The sequence below is a fragment of the Phormidium tenue FACHB-1052 genome (assembly GCF_014696675.1).
In the GTDB taxonomy this organism is placed as follows: domain Bacteria; phylum Cyanobacteriota; class Cyanobacteriia; order Phormidesmidales; family Phormidesmidaceae; genus Nodosilinea; species Nodosilinea tenuis_A.
On record NZ_JACJQN010000002.1, the window covers coordinates 383857 to 403177 of the forward strand.

Below are 19321 nucleotides of genomic sequence, written 5' to 3' on the forward strand. Positions count from 1 at the left end.
ATATGTCATCTCTTGACGAAGAGCTTTATCGCAGAACTGATGAAGTGCTGCACTACCTTTGGGATCCCGTCGGGGTAGCAGGCATTCCAGGGGCGCGGGATGAGTATGATGCGTACATTCCCCAAGTATTTAGCCTGCTCAAGGCTGGGGCCGGAGCCGACGAGATTGCAGACTACCTCACTGAAGTTGCGACCCAGTCGATGGGGTTGGGGCATAATCGGGAGCGCGATCGCCAGATAGCCGACCTCTTGCTGGAGTGGAAAGCCAAAATTTTTGAAACCTGAAAGCTGGCTTACTACAAGCGATCGATTTTAGCCTTTTAAAAACAGCCTGTCGGGTCAGCAAGGATGCTCGACAGCTCACCGCAATAGCTGGTCGATCATGCGGTTGGCCTGCGATTCATAGCTGCCGCCAAACAGGGTGAAGTGGTTGAGGATGTGGTAGAGGTTGTAGAGCGTTTTGCGGGTCTGATAGCCTGCGTCGAGCGGGTAGGCGGTGTTGTAAGCGTCGTAGAAGGCGTTGGGGAAGCGGCCAAATAGCTCAGTCATGGCGATGTCTACCTCGCGATCGCCATAGTACGTTGCTGGATCCAAAATCACCGGCTCACCGTCTTTAGTCACCGCCGCATTGCCCGACCATAAGTCGCCGTGAACCAGACTAGGGGCCGGGTCGTGACCAGCCAGCAAATCGGGCAGCGCCATCAGCAGCTCGTGCTGACGCGGAAACCGTCCACCCCTGCGGCCTGCCAGGCGAAACTGATGCCGCAGTCGGTGCTCACGATAAAACTCCAGCCAGGTCGCCGTCCAGGGGTTGGGCTGGGGGGTGGCTCCGATCGTGTTGCCCTGATGCCAGCCAAACCCTTGCTCACTGGTGACTCGGTGCATGGCCGCCAATGCCTCACCCATGCGGCCCCAGGCGTCGCCGCCGCCGCTGCCCAGCTCTAGCCACTCCATAGCGATGTAGGCCGACCCGTCCACCGTGCCCCAGCAGATCGGCTTGGGTACGCGAATCGTCTGGCTGTCATACATATCCTTGAGGCCTAGGGCCTCGGCCTCAAACATCGCCACCTGCGACGCCTGGTTGAGCTTGAGAAAATAAGACTGGCTGCCGTCGCTGACCTGGTAGGCCTGGTTGATGCAGCCGCCCCCCACCGATCGCCGATCTTCAATAGCGAAAGCAGTGCCGGTTTTAGCGCCGATGTGCTGAGCGATCGCAGTCCACATAGCCGCCCGTCCTAAGCTGCTGGCTGGAGGGCAACCACTCCATAGGCATCGCTGGAGAGATGGCGCTGGGCCGACTGCAATACATCCTTCACGCCCAGCTTTTGAATGTAGGCGGGGTAGTTAAGCCCTTCAGTGATGCCGCCCGTCAGGGTGTGATAGTAGCCGTAGAGCCCGGCGCGATCGCTCGGCGTTTCGTTGGCAAAAATAAACCGATTGGCCACCTGGGTTTGCACCCGGCTCAGTTCTGCAAGACTGACAGGCTCCTCCATCACGGTGGCGATGTGTTGGGCGATCGCCCCCTCTACCTGGTCTAAGTTTTCGGCGGGCAGTTGAGCCGACACCATAAACGCTCCCTGGTGGGCCAAAGTCATATTGCTACAGCTAATGCTGGTCACCAGCTTGCGATCTTCTCGCAGGTCGCGCACCAGACGCGAGGTCAACCCCCGCCCCAAAATCGAGGCCAAGATATCGAGGCCGTAGGTGTCTTCGAGGTGGGTCACTCCTGGCACTCTCCAGGCCATTACCAGCCGCGCCTGGGTCATAGCCGGATCGGTATGCGTCGCCCGCCGCACGTCCGTGAAGGGAGGCTCTAGGTCGTCGGGTAACAGCGGCTTGAACCGCTCAGTGGAATTGGCAATATCTGGTGGTGTGGGGCGCTGGGCCATAGCCTGCTCAAAGCCCTCGGCCACCGTGGCAATCAGAGTTTCTACTGGCAGGTTGCCCACCGCCACTGCCGTCATGCTCTGGGGCTGATACCAGGTGCTGTGAAACTCTCGCATTTGTGCCGGGGTGAGTCCCTCAACCACGGCGGTTGGCCCAAGAACGGGGCGGCGGTAGGGCAGCCGGTCAAACACCAGCTCCATAGTGCGCGAGTAGGTGCGGCGGCGGGGATTGTCGTCGGCGCGGCGAATTTCTTCTAAAATCACCGGGCGCTCGCGCTCAAAGTCGTGGTCGCTGAGGCGCGGAGCCATCACCATCTGAATTTGCAGCGGGGCCAGGGCAGCAAAGTCTTGGGGCGCTGCGGTGATGTAGTACTTGGTGTAGTCTTGGCTGGTAGCGGCATTGGTCAAGGCCCCGCGCTCTTCCACCTGGCGCTCAAACTCACCGCATTGCAGCTCTTGGGTGCCCTTAAAAATCATGTGCTCTAGAAAGTGGGCCATGCCGTTGATGGCGTCGCTTTCTACCGCTGAGCCTACCCGCAGCCACAGGCTGAGGTTGACCACCTCTAGGGGCATTTGCTCAGCGATGACCGTAAGGCCGTTAGGTAGGCGACGAATGGTGGGAGAGACCAGGCGCGAGGGCAAATCTGCGGTTGCTGAGAGCAAAGCCATAGAGACAACAAGCCACCAGAAAAAACACTAAGCTCAAAGGTACTAAGCTTTGAATATCTTAACGACTGAATCGTCTGCCTGGGAGAAACGTTCCGCTGGGTTTGTCAGGGTGTGTTGGCTCAGCCTTGCCCAGGGCAAATCGCCACCTCAGCTTGGGGTAGATAAAAAATGCTGCTGAGTCGGCGGGGTCAGGGGTTGAAACGTTGGTTAGGGGCGAACTTTTAGATACCGAACTAAACCGCTAGGGCATAGCTTCTACCGATCGCACCCCCGGTCTAGAGCAATTGCCAGGCTAGAGGGGTTAAATCATGTCACGCAGTGGGCAGAATGGTAGCACTTGGTCAAAACTCAATGGCCCATTCTTCCGAAAGTATTGTAAATTCCTGCTATGCGGACTGCTCCGGGGAGGTCAAATGGGAACCTGGATTAAAGAAACAGACATTGCAATCTACCTGATGCAGGGAGGCTACTGGATCTCTCGCATCACCAAATATCCGTCGAGTAAAAACCCGAAGGAGCAGGTGGTCAATATTGGCAGCATCAAGACATGGTTTCAGCGGGATGATTACCCCCGTGCCATGACGGTGTCGATCGGTGCCGGAGGGCCAGAACCCCAGCCCATGCCGCCAGCGCCGCCCCCGCCACCCCCACCGCTACCGGGCAGCGCCATCAACGCGGCGGGTCTAGCCATTGTTAAGGGGTTTGAGGGTCTCAGCCTCAGCGCCTACCCCGATCCCGGCACGGGGGGCGAACCCTGGACGATTGGCTACGGTCATACTTCCTCGGCGGGGGCACCGCAGGTCTACAAGGGGCTCACCATTACCCGAGCCGAGGCCGAGGAGATTCTCAAGCGCGACCTCAAAAAGTATGAAAAGGCCGTCTCCGATGCCGTGACTCGGACGCTGACCAGCGATCAGTTTTCGGCACTGGTGTCGTTTACGTTTAACGTCGGCCCCGGCAATTTGCAGTCCTCTACCCTGCTCAAGAAGCTCAATGCCGGAGACGTAGCCGGGGCATCGGAGGAGTTTGCCAAGTGGATCTACGCTGGGGGCAACATCATGCCTGGCCTGGAGCGCCGCCGCAAGGCTGAGCGCGCCCTGTTTCGTAGTGAAAACTGGCAGCAGTTTCTCTAGCCTGCGCCTGGGCGGCCTGCCCCAGCCATTGGTAAAGATATTGGGATTGTGGCCCTGGGTGCGATCGCACCCAGGGCCACTCTATGCTGGCGATCGCCCAACCCTGGCAGCCACCAGAGTCACCCAGGGTTAGCTACCATAGAATCATTAAGACCTATGAACGATTACCCCAGTAAACGGTTGCGGGGTGGGAAAAATGAGCTGGGAATGCCTCTGGTTTGCGTAGCCCTGACGGGCTGCTTTCGCCCCTAAACACGTCTTGTAATGACCGATGCTTGCCCTGTGCCTGACCCCAATCCCCTAGCGGGTGACCCCGATGCCCGATCAGGGGATGGCCAGGTCGACGATCTACAGGCATCAGAGCAGCATTTTCAGGCGGTGATCAAAACCATGGCCCTGGCGAGGGTTGTGCTGCGCTACGTGCGCCACCCAGATGGAGCCGACGACATCACCCACGTCAGCCTCGGCTGTGTTGACCTGTGGGAGCTAGAGCCCCATCAGCTGTGCGGCCAACCGCAGCGGCTGTGGTTGACCATTCATCCCGACGATCGCAGCACCGTGCAGGGGCTGCTTCAGCATTCTGGCGCTACCCTGACTCCCTGGGTTGGCGAGTGGCGTCTGCTCGCTCCCTCGGGGCGACAGGCCTGGCTCCAGGGCATGGGCCACCCCGAACGTCTGGCCAACGGCGACACTGCTTGGGATATTGTCGTGCTCGATATCAGCGAAAGGGCGCGGCTTGACGTCGAACATCAGCAAACCGAGCAGGCACTGGTCAGCGCTAACCAGCAGATGCAGGCCTTTATCGACAATTCTCCGGTTTTGGTCAGCATTTTCGACGCCACTGGGCACTATCGGCGGGTCAATCAGGCCACGGCGGCCCAATTTGGCCTGCGTCCTGAGGATATGGTGGGGCGTTCCTTTGCCGATGTGCTGTCGCCCTCGGTGCTGAGCGTTTTTATGGAGCGGGTACAGCACATCGTCACCACTCAAACTCCCCTAACGGTAGAAGATACGCTGCACCTTGAGGGGGAGCAACGGGTATTTAGCTCGGTACTGTTCCCCGTCAGTGTAGAGGCCGATGGCACCCCCATTCTGGGGGCCGTGGCCACCGACATTACGCTTCTAGCCCAAGCTCAGGAGGCGCAGCGCCGCCAGGCTGAAGAAGAGCGTCTAATTCGCACGATTACCCAGCACATTCACCAATCGCTGGAGGTCGAGCAGATCTTGCAGACTACAGTCACCGAAGTGCGGCAGTTTTTGCAGACCGACCGAGTGCTCATCTATCGCTTCAATCCTGACCTCAGCGGCACGATGGTGGTCGAGGCGGTGCTGCCCCCTTGGGTTGAAACCCTAGGCATCACCGTCGAAGACACTTGCTTTTTGACTAAGCCAGGCTTGGCTCACCGCTACCGCCGAGGCCGCACCCACTACATCGACAATGTGGCTAAGGCCAATATTGACCCCTGCTATCGTGCCCTGCTGACCCGCTTTCAAGTGCAGGCCAATCTAGTGGTGCCCATCAACTGTGGCAGCAATCTGTGGGGGTTGCTGTGCGTGCATCATTGCCGAGGGCCCCGCGATTGGCAACCTAAGGAGCGCGCCCTGCTGGCGCAGCTAGCTGACCAGGTGGCGATCGCCCTCCAGCAAAGTCATCTGCTGGCTCAGACCAGCACCCTGGCCCAACAGGAAACGTTGCTCAACAACATCATCAGCGCTATCAGCGACAGTCTAGAGCTAGAGACACTGCTCCAGCGGGCGGCGACTGAAATGCTGCACACTTTTGCCGCTAGTCGCGGCCTGGTGATTCTCTGTCAGGCGACCGACCCGGTGTTGGTGCACACCAACACGGCCAGCATGCCCGGTTTCGATAGTTTGCAGGGGCAGGTGATTCCCATTGAGGGCAACCCCCATGCCCAGCGGGTGCTGGCTGAGGAGCTGCCGGTGGTCGTAGACGATGTCAGGGCTGAATCGATGCTGCTGCCCAACCTGGCCCTGGCTCAAGAGCTGAAAATCGGGGCAATTCTGGCCGTCTCCATTCGCTATCGGGGGGTGGTCAAGGGCATTTTGAGCGTGCACCAGTGCCCTGGCCCCCGCCGCTGGAGCGAGGCCGAAATCAAGCTGATCAAGCGGTTGGCCGATCATTTGGCGATCGCCATTCACCAGGCCGAGCTCTATGCCCAGGCTCAGGTCGAGCTGGCCGAGCGCAAGCGCCTGGAAGCCCAGCTGCGCTACGATGCCTCCCACGATCGCCTCACCGGGCTGCCCAACCGCACGCTGTTCCTAGAACGGTTATCCGAGGCGCTCGATCAGCTACACGACCACTGCGAGAACCACACGCCCCTGGCTCCCCCCACGCCCACGCGGCAGTCCGATCGCTGCTGCGACTGCCAGTTTGCCCTGTTGTTTCTCGACCTCGACCGCTTCAAAGTGATCAACGACAGCCTGGGCCACGCCATGGGCGATCGGCTGCTTCAGGTGGTGGCCCAGCGATTGCAAACCTGCCTGCGTCCAGCCGATGTGGCCGCCCGCCTGGGAGGCGACGAATTTGTGGTGCTGCTCTCTAACCTCAGCGATGCTGCCGTTGCCGTCACTATGGCCCAGCGCATTCACGCCATTCTCGAAAGCCCAGTGCTGCTCGAAGGGCACGAAGTCTTTATCCACGCCAGCATCGGCATCGCCCTGAGCGCCACCACCTACACCGACCCCAACCAAGTGCTACGCGATGCCGATATCGCTATGTACAAAGCTAAGGGCAGCAACCGCGAGTACGCCATCTTTGACGCCCCCATGCACACCCTGGTGGTGCAGCAGATGGAGCTTGAAAACGACCTGCGCCGCGCCCTAGAGCGGTGTGAACTGCGACTTTACTACCAGCCCATCATCAATTTGGCCACCGGCACCCTGCAGGGGTTTGAGGCGCTGGTGCGGTGGCAGCATCCTCGCCGGGGGCTGGTGCCTCCCCTCGACTTCATCCCCATCGCCGAAAACACCGGGCTGATTACTACCCTTGACCTGTGGACTCTAAACGAGGCCTGCCGTCAACTGAGCTACTGGCATCAGGAGCTTCCCCACAGTTCCCCCCTCACCATCAGCGTCAATCTCTCCGGTAAGCAATTTGTGCGTCCTGACCTAATTCAGCAAATTGATGCCGCCCTGAGCCGCCATCACCTACAGGGGCAGCATCTGAAGGTCGAAATCACCGAAAGCGTGCTGATTCAAAATGCTCAGATGGCCATTGACTTGCTCAAGCAGCTACGCCAGCGCCACATCCAAATCTGTATGGATGACTTTGGCACCGGCTATTCATCCCTCAGCTATCTGCATCGGTTTCCCATTGATGTGCTCAAAATCGACAAGTCGTTTATTACCAACCTGCATCGCTCTGGCCCCAGCACAGGCGACTACGAAATTGTCAAAGCCATCATCAGCCTGGCCACCAACCTCAATTTGACGGTGGTGGCTGAGGGCATTGAAACTGCCGAGCAGGCGGTTTACCTTCAAGCCCACCAGTGTCAGGGGGGGCAGGGCTATTACTTCTCGTCGCCCCTCCCGGTGGAGGATGCGACGGCGTTCATTGCCGAACTGCCTGATTCCAGCCCTGGCTCCGCTAAAACGGAAACGGCTTGTAGGGAATCCACTGGGCCCACAGCTTAGCCAGGGTGCCGTTCATAATCAGCTGATTGATGGCTTGGTTGAGGGCCTCCAGCAGTTCTCGGTTGCCCGGCAATACACCAATGCCAAAGGGGTGCTGGGTGGGGATTTGAAAAGCTACGCGCAGACTAGTGGTGTCGGCCTCGGCGGTAAGCAGCAGCAGGGCATCGCCCACCAGGGCATCGATCGCGCCCTGGCCCAGGGCCGTCAGCAGGGTAGGCCGGGTATGGTCGGCCCCTTCGAACGGCACCCATTCTAGGTCGGGCAGCGCCTCAGTGAGAATCAGGGGACTGCTGCCCGCCAAGGAGCCGAGCCGCTTGCCCGCTAGGTCTTCCAGCGTATGGATGGGGCTGTCTTCGCGCACCAGCACGGCCTCGTCGAAGCGACCATAGGGACGGGTAAAATCGGCCCAGGCGCGGCGATCTTGGGTAATAGCCTGGCTAAACCACACCACGTCGTAATCACCAGTGCTAAGGGTGGGGTAAAACGCTTCGGGTGGGCAGTCAAACCACACCGGCACCAGCCCCAGCGCCTCGCTCACCGCCCGCGCCACAGCCGGTTCGTAGCCCTGGCGATCGCCGTCTTGCACAAAGCTCATCGGACGGGCATCGAAATCGTTAGCAATGATGGAAAGCTGCCCAGGGCGAACGGTGGTAAAGTCCATGACCATGTAAAAGGAACGTAGGGCTATTGTGACACCAAACCCAGTCACCCCATGGGGGCGATCGCCCCTCAGCACCGGGCGGCTTGAAATCGCTCTCTATTCGTGGAATGGTGAAGGGAGTACTGCACGCCTGCGCGAGAGTTACATGACTGTTGGTAATCCTGCTTCTGATCCAGCCTTTGAATCCCTGCGCCAGTTTCGACCGCTGCTGCTGAAGGCCCACAAAATTTTGATGGATGCTGAGAAAGACCGCTACGAGGCCAACCACGGGGCGATCGCTAACAAGGGCGACTACCTGCGTCTGGTGCTCAACCACGAGCAATTTAGCTGGCTGCGGCCCATCTCTCAGCTGATTGTGCAGATCGACGAGGTGCTGATGTCAAAGCAGCCTCAGCCCCTAGAGCGTGCTCCCGAACTCCTTAACCAGGCCCGCCACCTGCTCTACGACACCGAAATTGGCCAGGCGTTTCAAGACCGCACCCAATCGGTCGCCCGCCGTGACCCCGAAATGGCCGCCATGGCCCAGCGCCTAGATGAAATCATGCAGCCCTACGGCTCTCAGCCAGGGAATAGCTCGACCTAATCGGCAGCAGCCACGTGCAAGCGCCCATCCTGTGCAAAGATAATAAGGCTACAAAAAAGCAAGTTCCCACCTGGTTACCAGGCGCTAGGGAGGATTGAGTAAGAGCGAGTGTGTGCTATGAATGTTGGCGAACGCGTCCGAATCAAAGAATCGGTTATTTTTTATCACCACCCGCTGCACCGCAACGAAGCCTTCGATGCCAAAGGTCTGGAGGGAGTCGTTGTGACTATTCTCACCGACTACAAAGGCCGTCCCATCAGCCCCAACTTTCCAGTTCAGGTGGAGTTTGAGGTCGAGGGGGCCAAGCGGCCCATGCGCGCCCACCTCAAGCAAGATGAGCTAGAAACGCTCTAGTCCTGGGTGCAAATCACTCAAAAATTTATTTGGTGTCGGCTCTGCTGCTTTCCTAGCCTGTCGTTCTCCTAAACGGGGCGGCGGCTAAACCAGGTCAGGAGGTTTGCCTCCGATCGCATCTGCTCCAGATCGCGCCGATTCTCGGCGGCAACCTGGTCATACCACTGGTAGTAGGCTTCCAGCTTGACCCGGTGCTCGACCTCTAGGCGAAAATCTTGGGCGGCTTGCTGGAGTTCCAGGTACTCAATAACCTCCTGGGGCGTAGCCAGCGATCGCGGCGATAGGTATTCAAACATAGCGGCCCGGCGTGACACAGGGTTATCATAGCCTGCCCGCCTGGGTAAGGGGGTGGATGAGTAAGGGGTAGGGGGTGAGGGGGTAAGAGTCTCCCCCCTTCACTCCCTACCCTTCACCTGTTCCCAGCAGCCCGGCTATGGCCAAGCAGGCCCAGCCCGCCATTAGAGCCGCGCCGCCAATCGGGGCCACAGCCCCCAGCATGCTTTGATTGGTCAGTGCCAGGGCATAGAGGCTGCCCGAAAACACGACCGTACCGGCTATCAAGGCCCACGCTGAGGCGGCAAGCCATCCTGGTGGCCCTAGCCCTTGGTGCCGCACTAGGGCCACCAGCAGCAGGGCTAGGGCGTGGTACATCTGGTAGCGGGCTGCGGTTTCAAACACGGTCAGCAGCCGATCGCTGAGCTGAGGTTTAAGGGCATGGGTGGCAAAGGCTCCAGCAGCTACAGCGGTGCCGCCCAGCACTGCTGCGATCGCAATCCATAGCCGCTCTACAATCATGGTCTCGTTCCCGCCTATAGCGGGCTTCTAGTCTTTGACGGCTTCTAGCATGCGCGAAAAGTAAAACTGGGTCTTGGTCAACGTGCGCCGCTCAATCCGCCAACCGTCGGCCTCCAGCGCCTTCACAATGTCGGCTTCCCGGTGTAGGTAGGCGCGGGTAGTTTTGCTCGGCCCCGGAAAAAATTCACCCACCTTCTTAAGCGCGCTATAGAACAGCGTCTTGGGCGCAAAACTCATGATCAGCCGCGACTCGGCTAGAGAGCCGAGATGGTTAATCATGCCCTGTACTTTGTCCTGGGGATAGTGAATCAAGACGTCTAAGCAAATCACTGTGTGGTAGCGACCGGCCAATTCCTCTAGGTCTTTGACCTCAAAGGTAGGCAAATTTTTGCCCTCTAGGGCGACCTCAGCCCGCTGACGGGCCTCCTCGACCATTTTGGCGGAGATGTCGCTGGCATAGACCTGAGCGCCCGCCTGAGCCAAAGGAATCGTCAGGCTGCCGACGCCGCAGCCCGCATCGCAGCAAGTGAGCCCAGCCAGGTTGCCGTCGGCCTCTAGCCAACCCATCAGCGTGTCTACCGTGCGCTGGTGACCTTTGCGAATGTCGAGCTGCACCTTGTTGACCTCGCCATCGCCGTAGATGCGCTGCCAGCGGTCAAAGCCAGTGGCATTGAAGTATTCACGAACTACGGTTTTATCGTCAGTGGCAGTCATGGGGAAGACTTCGGGGTTTGCTAATTTCTGTAAAATTCTATGATGTTTTGCTGCGCCAAAACGACCCGCAACGAAACTCAACCTTCCCCACTGCCTCTGGGGTCATCGCCTAAAACCCTCCGGTGGCATGATGGGTAGGCACTTTTCGACGGCAGCAAAGGCGATGACTATTCCTGAGATTGGCTCTGAAATTAGCCCTGACAACAGCCCTGAAATTGGCATCATTATGGGCAGCGACTCAGACTTGCCCACCATGGCCGCCGCCATTGAGATTTGTGCTGAGTTTGGAGTCGCCTACGAAGTAGCCATTGTGTCGGCCCACCGCACCCCCGAGCGCATGGTTACCTATGCTCAGACTGCCCGCGATCGCGGCCTCAAGGTGATCATCGCCGGGGCCGGAGGGGCCGCCCACCTGCCCGGTATGGTGGCCGCCCTCACCCCGCTACCGGTGATTGGCGTCCCCGTGGTCAGCCGCACTATGCAGGGGCTTGATTCGCTCTACTCGATTGTGCAGATGCCAGCGGGCATTCCGGTGGCCACAGTCGCCATCGGCAACGCCACGAATGCTGGGCTGCTGGCAGTGCAGATTTTGGCCACCGATCGCCCAGCCCTACTCGATCAAGTCGCCCACTATCGCCGCGCTCTTGAAACTTCGGTGCTCGCCAAACAGCAAAAACTCGACCAGCTTGGCCCTCAAAGCTACTTAGCGAATCAGGTTTAGAAGATACCGGCACCTTTTTTGACTGTAATGTTCCTTAAAACGTCTTTGACAACAATGAATTTGTACTTAATTAAGCCTATGTTTTAGGGACTACCTGAGGAATGTAGCCGCCTTATGGGGTGTTGTGTATCGCTTGATACAGATTGCTTGCCTCAGAATTGATGGAATCAACTTGTTCTATTTACGCGCAAATTCCTCTGCCTGTAAGGTCAAAAATGTCTAGGCAGATCGGTGTGGGTTTCTAAAGGTGTTTTTCGGTTGACGTAGCTGCCGTTAGAAACTTGCAACTTTTGTATGTGGTTCGCAGAATGCATCTATTCTGTGGGCCTTAGCTCCCATGCGGATTTGTCTCAGCGCCATGCGACTGAGAGCACAGATCCGAAAAGCGGTAGGCCGTGTTCACTGTCTGATTGTGTTGAAGGAACGTCTGTTGAGATGTCTAATTTAGTGTTGCGTAATCGTTCTAAGTTCCGGAGGCGGTCTAAACCCAGCTTTTGGAACGCCAATGTGCCGCCCTTTGACCAGGTGTTTAAGCGTCTGTTCGCCCGAGTTGGCGGCTGGGCTTGGGTAGCCTGTATTCCGTTGGCGTTGATCATTTTGGCCACCTGGGGAGTAGCGGCTCACGCTCAAGAGGAGCTAACGGCTGCCGATGTGCAAGTCACCCTCAACAATATTTGGGTGTTGGTCTGTGCCTTCTTGGTCATTTTCATGAATGCTGGCTTCGCCATGGTGGAGACTGGCTTTTGTCGGCAAAAGAATGCCGTCAACGTGTTGACCAAAAACCTGATTGTGTTTGCTCTAGCTACCCTAGCCTTTTGGTTCATTGGCTTTTCGCTGATGTTTGGTGCCAACGGCAATGGCTGGGTAGGCTGGGGGAGCTTCTTCCTCGGCGGTGCCCCTGAGCTATACGGTTTAGGGCCTGATGGCATAAACCTCACCAAGGATACGTTCTTCCTGTTTCAGGTTGCCTTTGCCGGTACTGCTGCCACCATTGTGTCGGGGGCTGTGGCCGAGCGCATCAAGTTTGTTGACTTTCTCATCTTCAGCGTGTTGTTGACCGCTGTTGCTTACCCCATCACAGGCCACTGGCTCTGGGGTGGTGGCTGGCTCGCTCAGCTTGGCTTCCACGACTTTGCTGGGTCTACGATCGTGCACTCTGTGGGCGGTTGGGCAGCTCTTATGGGGGCGGCTTTTCTGGGCCCCCGCATGGGTAAGTACAACGCCGATGGCCGGGTAAATGCTCTGCCGGGTCACAACCTGAGCATTGCAACTCTGGGCTGCATGATTCTTTGGCTAGGCTGGTTTGGCTTTAACCCCGGTTCTCAGCTAGCAGCTGATCCGGCGGCGGCTTATATTGCGGTTACTACCAACCTGGGAGCTGCTGCCGGTGGCGTAGCCGCTACCCTGGTCTCCTGGGTGATGAGCGGCAAGCCCGACCTGTCTATGACCATCAACGGTATTTTGGCTGGTCTGGTATCGGTCACGGCTGGCTGCTTTGTCTTTGGTTATGCAGGGGCTTTCTTTGCCGGTTTGATTGGCGGCATCCTGGTGGTGTTTGCCGTCGGCTTCTTTGACAGCATCAAAATTGACGACCCCGTGGGTGCAACCTCTGTACACCTGGTCTGCGGTGTCTGGGGCACCCTAGCTGTGGGTCTGTTTGCCAACCCTAACAACTTCACCCAAGGGGGCGAGGGTATTGCTGGTCTGTTCTACGGTGGCGGCCTAGGTCAGCTAGGGATTCAAATCCTGGGCATTTTGACCGTTGGTTTGTTTACAGTAGTGCTGTCCACCATATTCTGGCTGGTGGTTAAGTCTGTTCTGGGCTTGCGGGTCAGCGCCGAAGAAGAGATGAAAGGGCTCGACATTGGCGAGCACGGCATGGAAGCTTACAGTGGCTTTCTCAAGGACACCAGCGATATGACTGGTGTGATGTAGCCTTCTCCAAGGCAAAAGCTAACGCCTTGGTTTAGAGCCATAGTGTTGTAGGCACCCGTGCGGTACGTGCGGGTGCTTTTTAGTCGCCGATCGGGCTACTTGGAACAAGGATTTTGCGCGAACAAGGGCTGATTTTGGCAAATGGTTACAATATGTCTCTTGGGAAAGGGGGCAACTGGTAGTCTAGGTGGGAGTAACTGCTGCCGATGCGACCGGGTCTGCTGGGGGTTCTTTAGAGAGCGCCAGGCCAGAACCCTTGAATCGACGGCTCCCCAAACTGAACCATGAGCCATTCCACCTCTGTAGTGGAAGAATTGCTGACCGCAATTCCCCAGCTAAGACCTAGCCTCTACTTTAAAACCTCTCTAACCGCGTTGTCCCACGCGATGGAAGATCACGTGCTGGCGGGGACGGCGAAGTTTTTGGTAATCGCTAGCTTTCAGCAGGAGCGGTTTTATTTGCAGGAAGCCAATCGCTACCTGCGCATTGCTGAGCTGACCGATCAGGTCTATGTGCTGTCGGCTCTGGGTACTAGTTTTGTCAGCCGATCTGAGAACTACGAAACCATTGCCTTTGAACCCGACGATACCCTGACCCAGGAGTGGCATCTAGTGGTGGTGGGAGCTGACTACAGCGCCTGCTTGATCTGTCGAGAGCGATCGCCGGTTCCGGCCATAGATGGGCCCCACCTTGACCAAACCCGCCGGTTTGAGGGAATTTGGACTCAGGATCGCTACGTCAGTCAGCGGGCAGCGGCCATGCTGCTCGATCGCATTGCCGCCTACCGCCCTGATTTGGCCGACAAAGTTGCGATCGCCCGCCAGCGCTACATCGACCCATCTCTAACCCCCACCGAGCGCCTCGACGGCAGCGGCGGCCCCGACCCCTTCACCCAGCGACTGGTCACCTACCTCCAAGCGGGGCAGTACAAGCTGCTCAAGGCCTACAAGGCCATCACCGCCCAAGAGCGGCGCGAGCGCTTGGTCAACTCCATTACCTCGGTGGTGCGGCAATCTCTCAACGCCGACGAAATTTTTGCCAAAGCCGCCCGCGAACTGGGCCAGGCGCTGCATGTCTGCCGCTGCTTGATCTATCCCTGTAGCGCCACCGATGCCACGGTGGTGATTGCCCACCAGCACCTCAACAGCAACGTTGAGTCGCTGCTGGGCGAGACTTGGCCCCTGGCCACCAATCCCCTATTTGACTACATTCAAGACACCAAAGAAATTGTCGCGATCGCCGACACCCAGGATCGCGAATCGCCCTTTAGCTATGAGCTAGAGGCCATTCAGCCCCTGATCGAGCGGTGGCAGATTCAGTCGTGGCTGATTGTGCCCCTCACCTATCAGGGTCGCCTGGTGGGCCTGATCGAGCTGCACCACTGTCAACCCCAGCCCTACGAGTGGAGTGAAGACGATACGGCCCTGGTGGATGCGATCGCCACCCAGCTCAGCGTCGCCATCATTCAGGCTGAGGCCTACGCCAACCTGCAAGATCTAAACCAGCAGCTCGAAGCCCTCGATCGCACTCGCGCCAACCTAATTGCCATCACCGGCCACGAGCTGCGCACCCCCCTCTCGACGATTCAGGTCTGCCTCGAAAGCCTGGCCACCGAACCCGACATGCCCAACGAGCTGCGCCAGATCATGCTGCAATCGGCCCTCGAAGACGCCGAACGCATGCGCAAGCTGGTGCAAGACTTTCTCACCCTGTCGCGGCTCGAAAGCGGTCGCGTCGAGTGGAATCTGGAGTCGCTCTCCATTCAAGAGTGCGTCGATTTGGCCCTCAGCAGCATCCACGGCAGCCAGGACAGCGCCCCCACCCCCTCCATCAAAGTCAAAATTCCCAAACAGGTGCCCCTGGTGCGGGCCGACGGGGAATGGCTGGTCGAGGTGCTGGCTAAACTGCTCGACAACGCCCAAAAATTTACCCCAGCCACCGGCAAAATCACCATTCAGGTGACCCGCTCTAGCCCTACCCACCTGCAAGTGACCGTCGCCGACACCGGGCGCGGCATTGAGCCCAGCCGCCTGCATGTGGTGTTCGATCGCTTCTATCAAGAAGAAGGCGCACTGCGGCGGACTACCGGCGGTACGGGGCTGGGGCTGGCCATGTGCCGTCAAATTGTCGAGGGGCTAGGGGGCACGATCTGGGCCGAATCGGAGGGCAAAAACAAGGGCAGCCAGTTTCACTTCACGGTGCCCATTGCCCAGGGCAAACTCGACAGTCGCAGCAACCGCTCTACCGGAACGACCAAAAAGCAGCCTGCCACCCTGCCGGGCAATCCCTCCGTGCTGCTTGACGACTAGGTCTGAGGGGTATCTCGGTGCCCTGGCGAGCCAAGGCGTGGCATGATGGCCGTATCTGATCAGCAGAATTAGAGGCTGGGTATGGGCGACTCTCCACAACCTAATCCCTCCAATGACAGCTCGTCGTGGGCCTCTCCAGTGCTAGAGGCCTGGCAACTGCTGCGCGATCGCATTGGCCAACTCCGGCCTGACCAGCAGCTCAGCCGCTGGTTCAATATCGACGATGACAAAGTGGTCGAAATTCTAGCAGCGGTGCGTGAGCAATTGCCCACCACCGAAGCCCTGCTGATTGGCAAACCCCAGGCGGGTAAAAGCTCCATTGTGCGAGGCCTGACCGGGGTTTCAGCCGATATTATTGGTCAGGGTTTCAAACCCCACACCCAACACACCCAGCGCTACGCCTACCCCTCTGAAGATCTGCCCCTGCTGATCTTTACCGATACCGTAGGGCTAGGGGATGTGACCCAGGCCACCGAGGCCATCATTACTGAACTGGTCAACGACCTCAACAGTGAAACCCGGACGGCCCGCATTTTAGTTCTGACGGTCAAAATCAACGATTTTGCCACCGACACCCTGCGCCAGATCGCCATTCGTCTGCGTCAGCAGTTTCCCACCGTGCCCTGCCTGCTGGTGGTCACCTCCAGCCACGAGGTCTATCCTCCAGACCAGGATAACCATCCGCCCTACCCGCCCGAGCTAGAGGCCGTGCAGCGTCCCTTTCAAGCCGTGCAAGCCAATTTTGAGGGCTTGGCCGATCGCACCGTGCTGATCGACTTCACCCTTGACGAAGACGGCTTTGACCCGGTGTTCTACGGCCTTGACGCGATGCGCGACGCCTTAGCTGACCTGCTCCCCGAGGCCGAGGCCCAGGCTCTCTACAAGCTATTGGACGAGCAGGCCGAGGCCGCTAACCAGCTAGGAAATCTCTACCGTGACGTGGGACGGCACTACATTTCTGCTTTTGCGGTGATCGCGGCCACCCTGGGGGCGGTGCCCCTCCCCTTTGCCACCATGCCGGTGCTCACTGCACTTCAGGTATCGATGGTGGGGCTGTTGGGCAAGCTCTACGGCCAAACCCTAAGTCCTTCTCAAGCTGGAGGGCTAATTAGCGCGATCGCAGGTGGCTTTTTTGCCCAGGCCGTCGGGCGCGAGCTGATCAAATTTATCCCCGGCTTTGGCAGCGTGGTAGCGGCCTCCTGGGCAGCGGCCTACACCTGGGCTTTAGGCGAAGGAGCCTGCGTCTACTTCGGCGACCTGATGGGGGGCAAAAAACCCGACCCTAAAAAGATCCAGGCTGCCATGAAAGAAGCCTTTACCGCCGCCAAAGATCGCTTCAAAGGCAATGCTTTAGAAGCTGGCCCCTCTGACCCCAAGGAAGTTTAGCGCTGGGTTTAATCTGATTGATCGTCCTCACGTCGCTGGCGCAAAATTGCTAGACCCATGCCAACTAGCCCAGGCAGCAGCGCCGGAGTCGGTACAGGGGTTGGCTCAGGAGTTGGTTCTACCGTCAAATCGATTTTGAAACCCAGCTTTCCAGGAATCTGGGTCAGATCGGTCACGTTATCTGGAGCAAAGCCCAATGGAAAAACCACATCAATCCAATTGTTTGCCACCTGCGTAATCATCGGGGCTTTACCAAAAACCAAGCTGCCGAGGAGAGGCGTGACCGTAAAGCCAGTCACGCTTTTCTGGCCTGGCAGACCAAAGTCGGGTGCCTTAAATCTATAGATGTCTTGCCCGGAAGCGACATTGCTAAATCGAGAATTTAGGACAAACAAGATTGAGTTGTCACCTAGATCAATATCCCAAATGCCGCCAAACTGCTCCAGCTCTACCTCTGAGCCAACAACGGCAACATCGGTTGGCCCTTGGAAAATTTCAGGGTCTAGGTCATCTTTATCGAGCAGGTTTGTAACCGTGACGGTTTTACCTAGCGAGAATGCCTGAGCTGAGTCAGCCCAAACTATACACAGCATCAGGGCAGTACCCACGATCAGGCCAATGCCTGTGAGTCTCTCCTTCATCTGCTTCTCCAGAACGGGGGCTGTCAATAACTACGAGAGGCAGATGCACAATCCGGGTGACTCGCGGGCAAACCTGCGCCTTTAGCGCGGTTCATACTCCGCTCACGTTCTAACAAAAAACACGGAGATGGGCCTCAGATCAAGTCAGAAAGTTTACCGAGTGTTGACAAACCTGTCAGTATTTCGCGGCGATCGCCCTTAAGGTGCAATCCAGGCAGTGAACCAAACTTTTCGAAAATTTGGTTGGACAATTTGACACAAAAGCTCTTAGGCGTGTCAACCGATACAGTGTATCAGCCGAGTTCAATTCAACCTATAGACAGAACATGTCAGAAAGGCTCGTGAGTGCTGCTCCCGCAGGTGTCGGAAAGCCCTAGCGTTGATTTGCCCAACCAAACTCGGCTGCTGCTCGATCTGCAGCGGGTCAATAAGATTGCCCAGCGGCTGTCAGGATGCCTTGATGTCGAGACCATTGCCCGGTTCATCACCAATGGGTTGGTCGATCAGTTTGGCTGCGCGTTTGCTCGCATCTGGGTCGTAGAACCGGAGCAAACAACCCTCCGACTGGTGGCCTCTTCAGGGTTATATACCCACACCAACGGCTTCTTTGCGCGGGTGCCCATGGGAGCCTACAAGGTCGGTAAGATTGCCCAAAACCGAGTCCCCTTTCTCAGCAATCGCCTGGCCGAAGAGTCCTGGGTCAAGGATCGAGACTGGGCGATCGCCAACAACATTCAGGGGTTTGCGGGCTACCCGCTAATGACCGGCGATCGCGTCATTGGCGTGCTGGCCACCTTTAGCCGCAGCCCCATGGCAGCGGAGTTTTTAGAGGTGTTGCAGGTGCTCTGCATGACCGCGACTATCGCCCTTGATGCGGCGCTGAGCGTTGAGACCAAACCCATGAACCCAGCGGTCGTCTCGGCCCAGCGATCGACCCTATCTGACCAGCTAGCGACAATTTTGAAGACCACCACCATGGCATTGGTGGGTACCGAAACAGCGCTGCCGGTTTCTATTAGCCACGTCTTTGTTCAGTTAGCTGAGCTACTGGACGAGTTTAACTGTGACTATGCTCGGCTGGTCTACGGGGCAACCGATGTAGTGCTAGAAGCGCTCGTGGCGAGCCCGCCCTTCGATGGTGCCCAAACTGCTGCTGACGCAGCGGCCCAGTGGCGATCGCGCTGTCACCAACTGCGGTTTATGGCTACCTGTCTGGGGGGCAGCCTGCAAACCCAGCCCGGCCCCCAGCAGCAGATGGTGCAAATTACTTTGCAAGCCCCCTACACCAGTGGGCGACTAGGAGCCAAGGTCAGCATTCAGTGCTCCACAGCCCTGGTGCAAGTAGCCCTCACCTGCATGGCCTACAAAGCCCGGTTGACGGTATGCGATCCCTTTGATCCAGAGGCCGTCGTCATTACCGATAGCGAACCTACTGCCCAGGAGGCGACCTGCACGATTTGGGTACGAGTTAAGGCGTTGCCCCCACCGTCGGTCAAGGCCGTGATCGATTGGACAATAAATGTTGAGCAACTGCGACAGGTTGTCCAGCGGGTGAGCCAGGGGCAACCAGTAGAAGCAACCGCCAGTGACCCCAGCTACCCGCGTCCGTCTGAGCGGGAGCGAGAGATTATGGCGCTGCTGGCCCAGGGGCTGCGCGATCGCGACATTGCCAACCGCCTCTACATCAGCGAGAGCACGGTAAAGTTCCACATCAACAACAGCCTCACTAAGCTACAGGCAAAAAACCGCTATCAGGCCGTCTACCAGGCCGCCATCCAAGGGTGGATCTAATCTCGAATGGCTCTAAAGCCCACGTCCCAAGGATTTCGGCGGCTGCGAAATGGGTACAGTAACTCTACACGTGAGCCAGATTCCTAGCTT

The 19321-nt window shown here is 57.9% G+C and carries 18 protein-coding genes; 11 read left to right on the top strand and 7 right to left on the bottom strand.

Annotated elements, in window-relative coordinates:
- The first annotated feature begins 2 nt into the window (after positions 1-2).
- Positions 3-284 carry a hypothetical protein gene (locus tag H6G07_RS05630; protein ID WP_073607155.1) on the top strand — a complete coding sequence of 94 codons (282 nt, stop codon included), beginning with the start codon at positions 3-5 and terminating at the stop codon, positions 282-284.
- A gap of 75 nt (positions 285-359) precedes the next feature.
- Here the strand turns inward: H6G07_RS05630 and H6G07_RS05635 are convergent, their stop codons facing one another.
- Positions 360-1223 carry a fructosamine kinase family protein gene (locus H6G07_RS05635; RefSeq protein WP_073607154.1) on the bottom strand — a complete coding sequence of 288 codons (864 nt, stop codon included), beginning with the start codon at positions 1221-1223 and terminating at the stop codon, positions 360-362.
- A gap of 11 nt (positions 1224-1234) precedes the next feature.
- Positions 1235-2554, bottom strand: coding sequence for a M16 family metallopeptidase (locus H6G07_RS05640; protein WP_073607153.1), 1320 nt, complete (start codon positions 2552-2554; stop codon positions 1235-1237).
- A gap of 413 nt (positions 2555-2967) precedes the next feature.
- Here H6G07_RS05640 and H6G07_RS05645 point away from each other — a divergent pair, with 413 nt between their 5' ends.
- From H6G07_RS05645 to H6G07_RS05655, 3 genes are all read left to right on the top strand, one after another.
- A complete protein-coding gene (locus H6G07_RS05645; RefSeq protein ID WP_084172883.1) occupies positions 2968-3687 on the top strand; it encodes a lysozyme in 720 nt (239 codons plus the stop codon).
- Entirely contained in the window at positions 3662-3820 is a 159-nt protein-coding gene (locus tag H6G07_RS05650; protein ID WP_190740684.1) for a hypothetical protein, read from the top strand. The genes H6G07_RS05645 and H6G07_RS05650 overlap by 26 nt, the downstream gene beginning before the upstream one ends.
- Before the next feature lie 131 nt (positions 3821-3951).
- Positions 3952-7341 (top strand): bifunctional diguanylate cyclase/phosphodiesterase, encoded by a 3390-nt coding sequence (locus H6G07_RS05655; RefSeq protein ID WP_073607152.1) that lies wholly within the window; start codon positions 3952-3954, stop codon positions 7339-7341.
- Here the strand turns inward: H6G07_RS05655 and H6G07_RS05660 are convergent.
- Positions 7295-8002, bottom strand: coding sequence for a substrate-binding periplasmic protein (locus tag H6G07_RS05660; RefSeq protein WP_073607151.1), 708 nt, complete (start codon positions 8000-8002; stop codon positions 7295-7297). The two genes, H6G07_RS05655 and H6G07_RS05660, sit on opposite strands and share 47 nt — an antisense overlap.
- Before the next feature lie 28 nt (positions 8003-8030).
- On the opposite strand from H6G07_RS05660, the gene H6G07_RS05665 reads away from it, so the two are divergent.
- Positions 8031-8585 carry a hypothetical protein gene (locus H6G07_RS05665; protein WP_139296922.1) on the top strand — a complete coding sequence of 185 codons (555 nt, stop codon included), beginning with the start codon at positions 8031-8033 and terminating at the stop codon, positions 8583-8585.
- 117 nt (positions 8586-8702) lie between these two features.
- On the top strand, positions 8703-8939 hold the full coding sequence (locus H6G07_RS05670) for a ferredoxin-thioredoxin reductase variable chain (RefSeq protein WP_073607149.1): 237 nt from the start codon (positions 8703-8705) through the stop codon (positions 8937-8939).
- Positions 8940-9007: 68 nt separating this feature from the next.
- On the opposite strand, the gene H6G07_RS05675 is transcribed toward H6G07_RS05670, so the two are convergent.
- The 3 genes from H6G07_RS05675 to bchM all read right to left on the bottom strand — a co-directional run bounded on the left by H6G07_RS05675 (position 9008) and on the right by bchM (position 10448).
- On the bottom strand, positions 9008-9253 hold the full coding sequence (locus tag H6G07_RS05675; RefSeq protein ID WP_190740686.1) for a hypothetical protein: 246 nt from the start codon (positions 9251-9253) through the stop codon (positions 9008-9010).
- A gap of 88 nt (positions 9254-9341) precedes the next feature.
- On the bottom strand, positions 9342-9734 hold the full coding sequence (locus H6G07_RS05680; RefSeq protein ID WP_073607147.1) for a DUF423 domain-containing protein: 393 nt from the start codon (positions 9732-9734) through the stop codon (positions 9342-9344).
- A 27-nt stretch (positions 9735-9761) separates the two neighbouring features.
- Positions 9762-10448 carry a magnesium protoporphyrin IX methyltransferase gene (gene bchM, locus H6G07_RS05685; RefSeq protein ID WP_073607146.1) on the bottom strand — a complete coding sequence of 229 codons (687 nt, stop codon included), beginning with the start codon at positions 10446-10448 and terminating at the stop codon, positions 9762-9764.
- A 163-nt stretch (positions 10449-10611) separates the two neighbouring features.
- On the opposite strand from bchM, the gene purE reads away from it, so the two are divergent.
- The 4 genes from purE to H6G07_RS05705 all read left to right on the top strand — a co-directional run bounded on the left by purE (position 10612) and on the right by H6G07_RS05705 (position 16799).
- Positions 10612-11169, top strand: coding sequence for a 5-(carboxyamino)imidazole ribonucleotide mutase (gene purE / locus H6G07_RS05690; RefSeq protein ID WP_073607145.1), 558 nt, complete (start codon positions 10612-10614; stop codon positions 11167-11169).
- Positions 11170-11604: 435 nt separating this feature from the next.
- Positions 11605-13104 carry an ammonium transporter gene (locus H6G07_RS05695; RefSeq protein ID WP_084172882.1) on the top strand — a complete coding sequence of 500 codons (1500 nt, stop codon included), beginning with the start codon at positions 11605-11607 and terminating at the stop codon, positions 13102-13104.
- Between the two features lie 284 nt (positions 13105-13388).
- Complete coding sequence (locus tag H6G07_RS05700; protein WP_073607143.1) at positions 13389-15413, top strand: DICT sensory domain-containing protein; 2025 nt, start codon at positions 13389-13391, stop codon at positions 15411-15413.
- An 81-nt stretch (positions 15414-15494) separates the two neighbouring features.
- On the top strand, positions 15495-16799 hold the full coding sequence (locus H6G07_RS05705; protein WP_073607142.1) for a GTPase family protein: 1305 nt from the start codon (positions 15495-15497) through the stop codon (positions 16797-16799).
- Between the two features lie 8 nt (positions 16800-16807).
- On the opposite strand, the gene H6G07_RS05710 is transcribed toward H6G07_RS05705, so the two are convergent.
- On the bottom strand, positions 16808-17440 hold the full coding sequence (locus H6G07_RS05710; protein ID WP_073607141.1) for a PTPA-CTERM sorting domain-containing protein: 633 nt from the start codon (positions 17438-17440) through the stop codon (positions 16808-16810).
- 345 nt (positions 17441-17785) lie between these two features.
- Between H6G07_RS05710 and H6G07_RS26620 the strand changes: the two genes are divergently transcribed.
- Entirely contained in the window at positions 17786-19231 is a 1446-nt protein-coding gene (locus H6G07_RS26620; protein WP_199311921.1) for a LuxR C-terminal-related transcriptional regulator, read from the top strand.
- The last annotated feature ends 90 nt before the right edge of the window (positions 19232-19321 follow it).